Annotated in this window: 8 protein-coding genes; 3 read left to right on the forward strand and 5 right to left on the reverse strand. The window is 58.1% G+C overall.

The features are described from left to right. The first annotated feature begins 118 nt into the window (after positions 1-118). Positions 119-1,558 (forward strand): hypothetical protein, encoded by a 1,440-nt coding sequence (locus ACYVNQ_RS30455; protein WP_460907987.1) that lies wholly within the window; start codon positions 119-121, stop codon positions 1,556-1,558. Positions 1,559-1,872: 314 nt separating this feature from the next. Here the strand turns inward: ACYVNQ_RS30455 and ACYVNQ_RS30460 are convergent, their stop codons facing one another. After that, positions 1,873-2,463, reverse strand: a complete 591-nt coding sequence (locus ACYVNQ_RS30460; RefSeq protein ID WP_460907989.1) for an SRPBCC domain-containing protein — start codon at positions 2,461-2,463, stop codon at positions 1,873-1,875. A gap of 66 nt (positions 2,464-2,529) precedes the next feature. Here ACYVNQ_RS30460 and istA point away from each other — a divergent pair, with 66 nt between their 5' ends. Continuing rightward, positions 2,530-4,062, forward strand: a complete 1,533-nt coding sequence (istA, locus tag ACYVNQ_RS30465) for an IS21 family transposase (RefSeq protein ID WP_460907991.1) — start codon at positions 2,530-2,532, stop codon at positions 4,060-4,062. A 15-nt stretch (positions 4,063-4,077) separates the two neighbouring features. Beyond that, the gene (gene istB, locus ACYVNQ_RS30470; protein ID WP_460907993.1) at positions 4,078-4,863 is read left to right on the forward strand and encodes an IS21-like element helper ATPase IstB; all 786 of its coding nucleotides are present in this window, start codon (positions 4,078-4,080) and stop codon (positions 4,861-4,863) included. A 345-nt stretch (positions 4,864-5,208) separates the two neighbouring features. On the opposite strand, the gene ACYVNQ_RS30475 is transcribed toward istB, so the two are convergent. The 4 genes from ACYVNQ_RS30475 to ACYVNQ_RS30490 all read right to left on the reverse strand — a co-directional run bounded on the left by ACYVNQ_RS30475 (position 5,209) and on the right by ACYVNQ_RS30490 (position 11,909). After that, the gene (locus ACYVNQ_RS30475; RefSeq protein ID WP_460907995.1) at positions 5,209-7,728 is read right to left on the reverse strand and encodes a DEAD/DEAH box helicase family protein; all 2,520 of its coding nucleotides are present in this window, start codon (positions 7,726-7,728) and stop codon (positions 5,209-5,211) included. Positions 7,729-7,761: 33 nt separating this feature from the next. Beyond that, a complete protein-coding gene (locus ACYVNQ_RS30480; RefSeq protein WP_460907997.1) occupies positions 7,762-10,461 on the reverse strand; it encodes a S8 family peptidase in 2,700 nt (899 codons plus the stop codon). Positions 10,462-10,464: 3 nt separating this feature from the next. Next, positions 10,465-11,472 (reverse strand): AAA family ATPase, encoded by a 1,008-nt coding sequence (locus ACYVNQ_RS30485; RefSeq protein ID WP_460908000.1) that lies wholly within the window; start codon positions 11,470-11,472, stop codon positions 10,465-10,467. 122 nt (positions 11,473-11,594) lie between these two features. After that, positions 11,595-11,909, reverse strand: a complete 315-nt coding sequence (locus ACYVNQ_RS30490; protein WP_460908002.1) for a helix-turn-helix domain-containing protein — start codon at positions 11,907-11,909, stop codon at positions 11,595-11,597. Between the last annotated feature and the right edge of the window lie 230 nt (positions 11,910-12,139).

Below are 12,139 nucleotides of genomic sequence, written 5' to 3' on the forward strand. Positions count from 1 at the left end.
TAATCTGCGCTAACCTAGTGGTGGCGTATACCGGATGTCAATTTAATCGCCGTCTCATTATAATTTTTTATCTCCATTTTGACGAAATAGTAAAGCCTTGTGTGAGGGGTAGCCTATTATGAGTAAGAAAATACTGACAGTAGGTTTCGAACTTGCGTTAGCCGATGTTACTTATGCTGAATTTGGATCAAAAATGTCTTTATTAGATTGGGACATTGTTTTGTTCAAACCTCAGATCAATAATATTATTTCATATTCAGATTACTTTCAAGGGAAACCAAGTTTGAACGATAGCGCATCGTTCCGGCTTAAAGAGTGCTGTGAACACTGGCGTCGTGAGTTAAAGCAAGCGGTCGAGACAGGCAAGACAGTAATTGTGTACCTACCTTCTGTGTCAGAGGTGTACGTTGATACAGGCCAACGTAGCTACTCTGGAACCGGTAAGAATCAAAAAACAACACGGCATATAGAGCTCTACAGCAACTATCGTTCGTTACCTATTTCGTTATCGCCGATCCCCACGACCGGAACCGCAATGAAACTCGCAGATCGAGGTTTCGAGTTTTTGGCTCCATACTGGCATGAATTTGAAGATCTCTCGAAGTATCAAGTGTTGCTTGCAAACGAGAATGTAACGGCCTGCTTAATAACACGCTCAGGAGGGAAGGCTGTAGGGACAATAGTGCGCAATAAAACTTCGTCTGGATCGCTTGTTTGTTTTCCGGATATCGATTTTTATGCGGACGAATTTTTAAGAGAAAAGGACGGCAGTCATAAATGGACGCAAGCGGCCGAGAAGTTCGCTCATCGATTGGTTGGCGCTATCATCTCCCTTGATAAGGGATTAAGGAGCGCGCTTGAGGTGACGCCAGAACCCGCGTGGGCAAGCGAGAATCGATTTATATTGCCGCCAGAGTCGAATCTACGCATGCAATTGCTCGATGCGGAACGAGTGGTCGAAGAAGCGCAAAAAGTCAAGGAAGGGTTGGCAGAAGCCTTGGAGGCGGCGGGCGCACTGAGGGCGTTGTTGTACGAAAAAGGCAAACCGTTGGAAATTGCAATAATCGACGCACTTCGACTGCTGGGCTTCCGGGCTGAACCTTTCAAGAATTCGGAATCAGAATTCGACGTCGTATTCGAGTGTCACGAAGGACGGCTTATCGGTGAAGCAGAAGGAAAAGACAGTAAAGCGGTGAACATAGATAAGCTCCGTCAACTGTCTATGAATATTCATGAAGATTTACGGCGAGATGAGGTTACGATGCCCGCCAAGCCGGTCCTATTCGGAAACGGATATCGACTTCAGTCGCTAGGTGATCGAGAAGATCCGTTCACGGAAAAGTGCCACAGCGCTGCCGCATCTTCATGCACGGCCTTAGTATTTACCCCCGACCTATTTCCTCCAGTGCAGTATCTTGTCGCATCCCCTGATTTGAATTATGCGCAAGCTTGTCGACAAGCAATCTTATCTTCGATCGGACGTGTAATTTTTCCGGTGGCACCGTCTTCTAAAGATCGCAACGATGTTGCGAAGATGGATATAAAGGTGGATGTTTAAGTGGTAAAACGACGTTTCGGGAAGCAGCGCGGCTCATGCCGGTGCGGTGACGAAACGCATCATGCTGTTGTGCGTCGTATGCGCCTCTTTGAGTGACCAGGTTCCGCAAAAATTTATTTGCGACGATTTGATCGCGTCACTTTCCAGGTGCCATAAAAGATGAAGGGCTCCGACGTTGCGTTCGCGCTGGCCGCCAAAAAGACTACGCACACTGCTAGCAGACCACGCTTCATTGGGCTATTCCAAACGGTGCGGACTCGCTGGTCCACGCGCGAAAATTCGAAGAAGATGTCGCGCTGCGGCTCACCTACCGATTAACCCCTCACCGCGGAACCGCGGATTCCGCTCTTCAAGTGTGCTCCCTGCCGCGCAAGCAGAAACTCGTCCGATTGCATGAATATCTCGGTCATGGCCTGGTCCATTGAGCCGATGGCGATGTCGAGAGCTTCGTTTGATGGATAGAGCTCACGCATAACCAGCTCAGTCTTACCCTTGTTGTGCTCGAAGATCAGCGTCGTGACATGGCCGTCGGCGCTTTCCTCGTTGGTCCAGACGAGGTGGGTATGGGGCACCACCTCGAGATACGTGCCGAAGAACGCCGTAGGCGCGGTGGCGTTGGGGTGTTCGAACACCAGGCGGTAGCAGCCGCCGACACGGACATCCTGCTCGCAGGAAAGCAGGGCCGCGCCGCTCGAGCGGGGCACCCACCACTGCCTGAAGAGCCCCGGCGTGGTCCACGTGTCATCTTCCGGCACATAGGAGCCAATCACCTTCCGGCATAAAGGAGCCGGGGCGTTTTCGGCATAAAGGAGCCACGTCGTTTCCGGCATATAGGAGCCAGCCGGTTTACGGCATATAGGAGCCAGCACAGAGAGGAAACGGGCATCTCGGACCTTGATGCCCATTGCCTGTTTAACTTGCGGGAGCGTGATCCCCCATGGGAGGCAGCGATGGGCCGACGGAGAATCGAAATGCACCAATACCGGCAGGTTCTCGTGCGCATGCGTCACGGGGATTCCGATCGAGAACTGGCACGCTCGCGCTATATGGGCCGGCACAGGCTTGCCGCGCTGCGCACGCTGGCCGAACAGCACGGCTGGCTCAATCCCGATGCGCCGTTACCGGACGACGCCGCCATCGCGGCCGCACTGGGGCCGCCACAGAAGGCCCTCTCCACCATCTCCAGCCTCGAGGCACGCCGTGCCCTGATCGCCTCATGGCTCGAACAGCGCGTGCCCGGCACCGCGATGCTGGCCGCCCTGCGACGCGAGTACGGCTACACCGGCAGCTATTCGTCGGTTTATCGCATGATCGTGTCGATCAACGCCGACCAGCCGCCCGAAGCCACCGTGCCGCTGGACTTCGCGCCCGGCGAGGCCGCCCAGGTCGACTTCGGCGCCGGTCCGATGCTGCCGGACGCAGACGGTGTGCTCGCACGCACGTGGGCGTTCGTGATGACGCTCGCGTTCTCGCGCCACCAGTACGTCGAGTTCGTCTGGGACCAGACGGTGGCCACCTGGCTCGGCTGCCACCGCCGTGCCTTCGAATGGTTCGGCGCCGTGCCCGCGCGCGTGATCATCGACAACCCCAGATGCGCGATCACGCGCGCGTGCACGTGGGACCCGGTCGTGCAGCGCGCGTACGCGGAATGCGCCGAGGGGTACGGCTTCCGCATCGACCCGTGTCCGCCGCATGACCCGCAGAAGAAGGGCATCGTGGAAGCCGGCGTCAAGTACGTGAAGGGCAACTTCGTGCCGCTGCGCCAGTTCCGCGACTTCGCCGATCTCAATGCGCAGGCACGCCACTGGGTCATGCAGGAAGCGGGGCGCCGCATTCACGGCACGACGCGCAAGGCGCCGCTGGTGCTGTTCGAGCTTGAGCGGCCACTCATGCGTGCACTGCCACCGATCGCGCCCGATCTGGGCACCTGGTACAAGGTCTCGGTGCATCGCGACTGTCACGTCGCCCATCAGCGCGTGCTGTATTCGGCGCCGTTCATACTGGTCGGCAAGACGCTGTGGCTGCGCGCGACCGATGCCTCGGTCAGCCTTTATGATGACTACCGGCTGGTTGCCTGCCATGTGCGGGGCCGCCGCCCCGGCGAGCGTCTGACCGTGCGCGACCACCTGCCGCCCGAGGCCCGCGCGTTTCTTGCACACGACCGGCAGTGGTGTCTTGAACAGGCCATCCGCGTTGGCCCCGCGTGCACCGGACTCATCGACCTGTTGCTGTCCGATCACATCCTCGAGCGCCTGCGTGCCGCGCAGGGCGTCATGCGTCTGCAGCACACCTACGGCACACCTCGCCTTGAAGCGGCCTGCGCGCGTGCGCTTGCCCATGGCAGTCCGTTCTATCGCACGGTGAAGTCCATCCTCGCCGGCGGCTTCGACCGGCATCCGCTGAACGATACGGGTGCCGCGGGCGAGCCCGTCCATGTTCCCGGCGCGCGTTTCGCCCGCAACGCGCAATCGCTGTTCGCTCCCGACGCCGACGCGCGTCACTGATCCAAGGAGTCCATCATGCAGCCCATGCCTGCCCTTACCCCGCACCTGAAGCAGCTGCGCCTGTCCGGCATCCTCGATTCGCTCGAGGCGCGCAACCGTCAGGCCATCGATGCGAAGCTCTCGTATGTCGACTTCCTCGCGTTGCTCATCGAGGACGAAGTGGCGCGTCGCGAGCAGAAGAAGTTCGCACTGCGCATGCGTCGCGCGGCGTTCCGTACCAGCAAGACCCTTGAGCAGTTCGACTTCGAGCGGCTGCCGCAGCTGAACCGCGCACTCGTGCACGATCTCGCGGGTGGCCGGTATCTCGGCGAACACGCGCCCGTGCTGATCGTCGGGCCCTGTGGCACCGGCAAGAGCCATCTGGCGCAGGCGCTGGGCCACTGCGCGGTGCGCCAGGGGGCGGATGTGCTGTTCACGACCTGCACGCAGCTCACGGCGAGCCTGAATGCTGCACGTGCCACGGGCGCCTATGAGCGCCGGCTTGCGAGTCTCGTGCGCGTCGAGCTGCTGATCATCGATGACTTCGGGCTCAAGCCGCTTCGTCCGCCAGCCGACGAGGATCTGCACGAGCTGATCGCGGAGCGCTACGAGACGGCTTCCACCATCGTCACCAGCAACCTTGATCTGACCGAGTGGGATCAGGCGTTTCCTTCCAACCGTCTGCTCGCTTCAGCCACCCTGGACCGGATGCGTCACAACGCGTATTGCCTCGTGCTCGACGGGCAGTCGTATCGCAGTCCACGACACCTGCCCGGGCATACTCTTAACCTTGCAAACGGCGGCCAGACGACTCATTCTTGAACCACCACGAAGTCCGTTTCTGATCACTTCTGCTGGCGCCTATATGCCGGAAATACCCGGCTCCTTTATGCCGGAAGGTGACACTGAGCGCCCTGTCAACCGCGTCGACGAACTCAGGCCATGGTCCGTTGCTGACCAGCTCCGCGCACGTCAGTAGCTGCAACGTCGCGTCAAGACGTCACTGGCTAAACGCTTACTGCTGTTCGGCCAAGAGACGCTATCGAAAGATTCTGCCTAAGCGACAGCTTTAACTGCCAGCGGTCGGGTGAGATCGAGCGACAGACAGTTGCATGAACAATCTGTCATATTCTTTGCAGATACCGGGCTGATGAAATGCGACGTGGCCTACATGAGATTCCGAAGCTTCTTCGTTGACTGGGAAAGTAGCGTCTGCACATCAAGACCATGCTGATTCACGAGCTTCTGGATGTGCGCAATCGATAGATCGCGGAAATTCAGAGCTTCGAAGCTTTTGAAAAAATCACGCAGTCTCTTGACCAGTTGCCTCAGCTCCGTCGGACGCATAGCCTCAACGTCGTGAGTGAACGACGCGGCGCTGGCCACGGTGTTGGCTGGGTGGATGATGATGCGTTTCACCTGCATGCCGGGATAGTGCTTGGTGAACCAAGCGCTTGATCGATTCATTTGTTCCGCCTCACGCTTGTTGATTTCCGAGCGGTTGATTTCGACCTCGTCCTTGCACTCCCATAGGATGTATTGAGAGTCATCTAGGGCCCAAAGGTTGTCGGGTCCTTCCTTCCATTCCTTGTCCGGCCGTTCACCCGCGAAGCCTATTGCCCTGCTGATCTCATCTAAGGCTTGCTCAAACTTATCAGCCTTGACGCCGAAAGCCAGCCGGCTAAGGATTTCTGAGACGGCGATGTCAAGCTGCTCGTAGTTGTCGAATTCTCCAACCCAAGCTGCAATTCGTTCAACTCGGCCTTGACTTACCACGGTCAACTTGGCGACGGTGACGCCCTCCGACGGCTTCAACAACAGACGATTGGACTTATGGGCGGCCAGTTGAAGGCGGCGGGATTCGGTGCGGTTGCCTCGATACTGGTAGCGCGCGATCTCTTGCAGATACCAACCTTGATCCTGCATATCGACGAGCTTCTTGTCGAGGATCTTCTGTAGCATGTCCGCTGCGCTAGCGTAGTCTCCATTCAGATAAGCCTCCTCTGCGGCCAGTTCCGTCGCGTACAAGCGCAGAACCCGCTCATTAGCGCCGGAAGGTTTGACCGTTGCCATTTGTTCAACATAGAACGCTTTCCAGTCTTCGTCGCGCTGAAGGCATTGGCGGACCAAACCGTTGAAAGCGGTGGCCGGTGTGTCTCCGCCTTCGATGTCCTGCTTCGCCATTTCAGCGATTTCCAGCCCGATCTCGATCTGCCTAGACATCTGCGGCGACAGGAAGCTCCGCGACGCCGTGTCGCGAACGAGTCGCGTCAAATCGGCGCCAATGATGACGACGACCGAATAGTCCTTCTCACCGCGCACGCTACGACCCATGCCCTGTTCAACAGTGCGCACCGTGCGCATCAGCGTTGCCACGCTGTCCGGTCGACAAGCCTCTTCATAGAGATCGACCAGACTTTCGGAATACGGCTTGCCGTCGAAGATTAAGATGCGGCAGGTATCATCGGGCAGATCGATTCCGTCGTAGCGATTGACGAGGACGACGGCTTTTTCATACTTACCTTCGCGCAGGCTTTCAATAACCTCACCAACGGAATCCTTATCCGCGACCGTGGCACCGTAACCCTCCCAGTCCTTCACTCTGGCAAACGCCGTCGCAAGTGCGACCACACCGTGCTGACGCTTGGGCTTGGGGGCTGCGTAGCCCTTCACCATCAGTTCGCGGCCAAGGTCTTCGTGGATCAGCGAGGGCAGTAGAACCATCTTCTCTCCAGACCAGCTCTCCTTGGCGTAGGTTAGGGGATGAAGAATGGTGTCCGGCTCAAGTTGAAGCCCCTTGATCAGGAATGCATCATCGGTCACCGTGGCGGACATGAAGATGCGGTGATCTGCATTCGCGTAGCTGCCAAAGGCTGCCAGCGGCGGAATGCGCGGCTCGATCTCGATTGCCATACCGGAAGCGATACACTGGCAGGATTCGAGGGTGTTCTTGAGGAGCGGCCAAGAAAACTTGACCGACTTGCGCTCTGTGTGGGCGGCGAGGATGTTGGCAACATCACTCGCCCGCTCAATCCACGCCCAGTAAGGAACCTGAAGGAGAGCGTCGCGTTTGCCATTATTGACATCCGCGAAAGTTCCGACGCCCTGTTGTTCTAGGTCGCCTGCAAAGAGCGTCTTGATGGCGTCATAGGCAGGTTCATCCTTCGGAATGCGAATCCGGCAGGCTTCGCGAATCGTGTCCGCGCAGGCGTGCGCGTCGTCCATGAGCAGTGTACCCACTGCGACTGATCTGTGGTTCAGCCCGAACTTGGTGAGACCGTTGAACAGCTTCTGCACCGAAGTGATCAGAATCTTTTCGCTATTCAGGAAGTCATCGGGAAGTTCAGGGTCGGCCTGGCAGGTAGCAATGCCGAATTGCCTGGCCTGTTCGATCGTTTGCTCGATCAAAAAGTTGTCCGGACACAAGTACAGGGCTGGTCCTTTGCCGCTGTTGAGCTGTGACTGAAGCATCAGCAATCCGATCAGCGTCTTTCCTTGACCCGTGTGAAGCTTGACGATCACGTCTTTCTGGGCGCGATGGCCGGAAAACCAGTCCTTGAGCACCGCGGCTTGCGCGGGACGTAACGGCCCCTTGTCGTGCGCGCGGTCCAAGGTGTCGTAGAGCTTCACAGGGTCGGTCGGGCGCTCAGCCTTCTTACCGGACAGCCGTTTCTTGAAGTCAACCAACTCTGCCTCCCATTTTGATGTTGTGTCTTTACATCATTCGTTCGCTTCGATTTCCACCTCGACCTCGTCGGCGTCGATCTCGGCTTCCGTTTGAGCTTGAAGTTCGGCGATCGCCGCACGCAACGGTTCATAGATCGTGATTTCGCCCCCCAGTATTTCAAAGGTCACGGCGAGCACATAGCGCGCAGTCGAGTCCGGGTCGTGGCTCCAGCCTTGATGGCCTACCACGGCGATGCAAAAGTGGTTAGGCAAGCTGTTCGAGCTGACGACAGCCCAGTCCTTCTGCACCGTCCCGCTGTTACGCTTGAAGTCCCGAATCAGTCCGTCTTGCGGCTTGTCGTGCAGTACCCAGGGCAATGTCGATCCGGGCAGCGGTGCCGCCTCGTTTGTCGCGTCCTTCATAGCGCGCACCCGAAAATCGTGTAGCCCCTCGCCCAGCTTGCTAGCCTTCCAGTCTACCCACGTCGAGAGATAGCGACGCAGATAGCGTCTCGTGCGCCGCGGCTGAGCTACATAGGAGAGCGTCACGTCGATGCGGATGTCGAATTCGTCGGCTTGCTGGCGGAGCTCGGCTGGAATTGGTATCTGATAGATGTGACATTCGCTAGCGTGAATCTTGGCGTCACCGTTCGTGATGAGCGTCGTTCGATGATCCGTGTTCGTGGTGGCTCGTGCCTCATCTGGAAGGCCGAAGCCTAAGCATCGGAGGGCGTTTGACGATGCGGCGAACAGCGCCTGTTTTTCCCCAGGAGTCATGTCCGGCAGCGGATTGCGCAGGCGCGACAGAATGTCTTCGGCCCAAGCCGGCCATTGCGCCGATTGCACAACCAAGGCGCGATAGAGGAGCGTTGGCTCTGCGGGCAAGATGCGCTGTACCTGAGCTGCAATGCGAGCCACTTTGGGCGTTGCGTAGGACGTGCCTGCAGTGTCGCGATCTACCGCTGGTCCGGGGCCATGGAGGGTTGACCGGATGAGGTTTGGGCAAGCAGCCGGGATGCGGCCGCCACCTTGAATATCAGGTGGCACGTTGTTCGTTCGAACGGCGTCGCCGCCGTACTCTACAACCTCGGGCTTGATGACGTTCCAGATGCCGGGTCCTGACCGCGAAAACGCTGAAGGGGCTGACGCGTGCGTAGCGAAGGTTCGCCATGTGCCAAGCTCTGCGGCATCGTAGGCGATTGAGCCTACTGTCAGTGCTTGCAGGCTCTGTCCGGGGTTCGCAATGCGAGCCGCATTCTCCTCAAGATACGCGGGATAGTTTCTGCCAGCTTTCAGGTGGTCGGCGATTCCCAAAAACGGAGGTGTTCCTTGCAGGGGCAAATTTCCGGCGCTTTGCACGACGAGAACGTCGCGCTCGTTGCACAACTGGTCGATCTCTGCTGCCCAAGCAGACATATAGCGCGTGCGGCAGTACCCGCGCGCATTGATCGAGTGATTGAAGATACGTGTCTGGCGAGGGCCTTCGTTGAAGCGCTCGACTGCTTTGCGTAGCGCTTCCGGTGGGAAAGATTCGACGGGCATCGCGTTTTGCGCGTCGAGAACGCGGGCGTTCTGAATCCAGAACGGGAGTTGAGGTGCACCTTCTGTCGGTACGTTCTCGCCATACAGCACGGCGCCCGCCACGCGCGTTCCGTGCCCGCCTGGCGCGACCTCGTCCGCGACCGCTGTCGCGGGCGAGGTCGGTAGAAAACAGTGGGATGTGGCTAGGTCAACGCCTGGCTGGAGTAGGACGTGGCCTTCCTGAATTCCGCTATCAATGACGCAGACGGCGGGCGCGTCCGCATCAGGCGCCACTGGCGTCACTGCGGGCAGCGTTTGAGCGGCGCCTTGGGTGAGGTGCTGTGTTAGGGCGATGTCTTCCGGCTCGACGACTTCGAAGATGAAGGGATAGTTGAGAATGAAGTCCTTGAGCCCCTTTCCCGAGATTTTCAGCCTAACGGTGAAGCTGTCTGGAAGGACACCCGCTTCAAAGTCTGCACCATCCGTGAGATGCAGGATCTCCGCGTGATAGAACGCGGCGAACTTCTGGATTGAAGTTTCGCGCTCCATCTTAATGTCGTCCCACTCGTTGTAGGCTTTGGCACGTTGTTCTGACCATTCGAACTCTTTGGCTGCCCATTGCGCGTCAGTCGCGCGCTTGCCTCGGACCGGGCGAGGTGGAATCTCCTGCGTCCCGGCGCAGGAGATTCCTATGTCTACAACGTAAATCTGATTTTCGTCGATGTTTCCCCATGAAGCCATGAGGTGTTCAGATAGGATGCGTCCCAGCCGATCCGTTTGATCTGGGTCATCGAACAGCGTGTGGACCAGAGCGATTGTTGCCGAGCCATGTACGGTGGCAGCGAAGCCTTGAGCCATGGCACGGAACGCGGTGAGCTGAATGTCTTCAGACGCCACTATCACGTAGCCATCCTCCTGCTCCGCGACGATCTCGAATTCGAACTTGTCCCTCAGAGCGTCTAGGTCGAGGCCCGTGTCGACCTGCAGCATGATGGGAACACCCGCCGGGATTTCCGGCAAGGCTTGTCCGGCTGCCTGACGTTGTGCCTTGCGCGCCTGCCAACTCGTGCTGAGCGCCTGGGCCGCCGTGTCAAGCGCGACGCTGTGCGCCTGGCGTTGTATGCCCCTGTTGGCTAGCGTTTGCGGCGACGCGTCCCCGCCCCCGCGCAGGCGAGCCCTGCCTTGGTAGCGAAGGAGCAGGGGAAGGTGTTCAAAGTTATGCGTTCCCGCCATGGCTTACGCTCTCCGCGTCGTATCATGCCGTTGGAGCTCTTCAATGGCCTTCAAGAGCTTGTCTTGCGACAAGAAGTAATGGCCGGCCAGCACAACCGCTTTCGCAGCGTCCTGTGCCGCTTTCACGACCATCGCGGCCGATGAACCTTCGAGCTTTGCCACCAATGGTTGCCAGTCGATGGACCTGTCCATCGACACACTGGATAGGGTCAGCTTCAGCAGCTCTTCAATTTCGGCTACACCTGGCAACGGAATGGAGAAGACATCGTCGAAGCGTCTGAAAAGCGCAGGGTCCAAAGAGGACTCTAGGTTCGTTGTCGCCACGAGCAGGCCAGGCGCGTCGTACTCCTCCATCAACTGAAGCAGCGAATTAACAATGCGAGAAACCTCGCCGATGTCCTTGGAGGCTGTGCGCGATCGTGCAATGAAGTCGCATTCGTCGAGCAGTAGCACGCATGGCTTTTCTCGGGCACTGCTGAAGATCGATCGGAGGTTCTGAGCCGACTCCCCAAAGAACGAGGAGATCAGAACATCAAAGCGCACCTTCATCAGCGGTAAACCCGTGTTCCAGGCGAGCCGCTTGGCCCCTAGGGATTTGCCGCAACCCGGCGGCCCGTAGAGCAATACAGTCTTGCGAGGTTTGAGTCCGAAAGTGCGGAGCCGATCGCGCGCAGCGTACTCTGCTTCGATCCTCGCGAAGCGCTGCTCGACGACACTAGGCAGCACCATATGGTGTTCAAGCTGATCGTGCGGTATCAGCGTGGCCAGCGTTTCGCCATGGCGTCGGCTCAGCGGAAGCTCTTTGAGCGTCCTGTCAGTGTCGGGAGTCGACGGCGACGTGGCCGGCCGCTTGGGCTTGGGCTGCTTCAGGATCGCTTCAAGTTGTTCGGCAAGCCGAACGTGCCCGGTCTTGCGCTCCGCTTCGACGATCTTGCCGGCCAACCGGTCCAAGTCCGTTTGTGAGCCATCCGCAATGGCTCGTACCACTCTCTTCAAAATATCGGCATTCATGCGATTTCACCTTTTCTTGGCGAGCTGTCGGACAAGTGTTAACTCGCCAACATGCCGGACTCGATGGCCGCAGGCAGGTTTGTGCGTTTGCGCGCTGACCGGGTTTTGCCGGAACACCGCAGTCATGTGACGACCTCTAGGCCGCGTCTCTTAACTAAATGCAGCAACTTGAGTGCTGTGCCCGCTGGTTTTTTCTGGCCGATCTCCCACTTCTGAACGGTCGATAGGCTTGTGTTAAGCAGGCGCGCGAAAACCGCTTGGCTGACATGCGCATCTTCACGGATGCGCTTGATTTCGACCGGCTCCAAGGGCTCGATTGGTGGCAACCAGAGCGGGTTGAATTCACGCAGCGTGACCTGATCGAGCACGCCTGCCTTCTGCACGCCTTTGGTCGTGTTACGCGTGGCCCCGATGATGGGAGACCTTGTCTTGTGCATCGAGATCCACCTATTAGAACGCCACCAAATAAAACCCGACACGTCAAATTGTAGCACTCGGTGCTATGAATCGGATCGCCCCTCCTTGCAGCGAACTCTACACCCTTACCGTACAAAAACTGGGCAGCGGTCAGCCTGAATTTTACGAGCGAGCTTTCCAAAATGTCGCGGTGAACAATTGTGCGTATCGCTCGCAAGATTGACCTGATGCGCGAGCACCGCATTCCGAT

This window comes from Paraburkholderia jirisanensis, from assembly GCF_054782355.1.

What these genes read in the sequence shown, in the direction of transcription:
- ACYVNQ_RS30455 (WP_460907987.1), top strand. Translation starts at nt 119, where the DNA reads ATGAGTAAGAAAATACTGACAGTAGGTTTCGAACTTGCGTTAGCCGAT.
- istB (WP_460907993.1), top strand. Translation starts at nt 4,078, where the DNA reads ATGCAGCCCATGCCTGCCCTTACCCCGCACCTGAAGCAGCTGCGCCTG.
- ACYVNQ_RS30490 (WP_460908002.1), bottom strand. Translation starts at nt 11,909, where the DNA reads ATGCACAAGACAAGGTCTCCCATCATCGGGGCCACGCGTAACACGACC.
- ACYVNQ_RS30485 (WP_460908000.1), bottom strand. Translation starts at nt 11,472, where the DNA reads ATGAATGCCGATATTTTGAAGAGAGTGGTACGAGCCATTGCGGATGGC.
- ACYVNQ_RS30460 (WP_460907989.1), bottom strand. Translation starts at nt 2,463, where the DNA reads ATGGGCATCAAGGTCCGAGATGCCCGTTTCCTCTCTGTGCTGGCTCCT.
- istA (WP_460907991.1), top strand. Translation starts at nt 2,530, where the DNA reads ATGCACCAATACCGGCAGGTTCTCGTGCGCATGCGTCACGGGGATTCC.
- ACYVNQ_RS30480 (WP_460907997.1), bottom strand. Translation starts at nt 10,461, where the DNA reads ATGGCGGGAACGCATAACTTTGAACACCTTCCCCTGCTCCTTCGCTAC.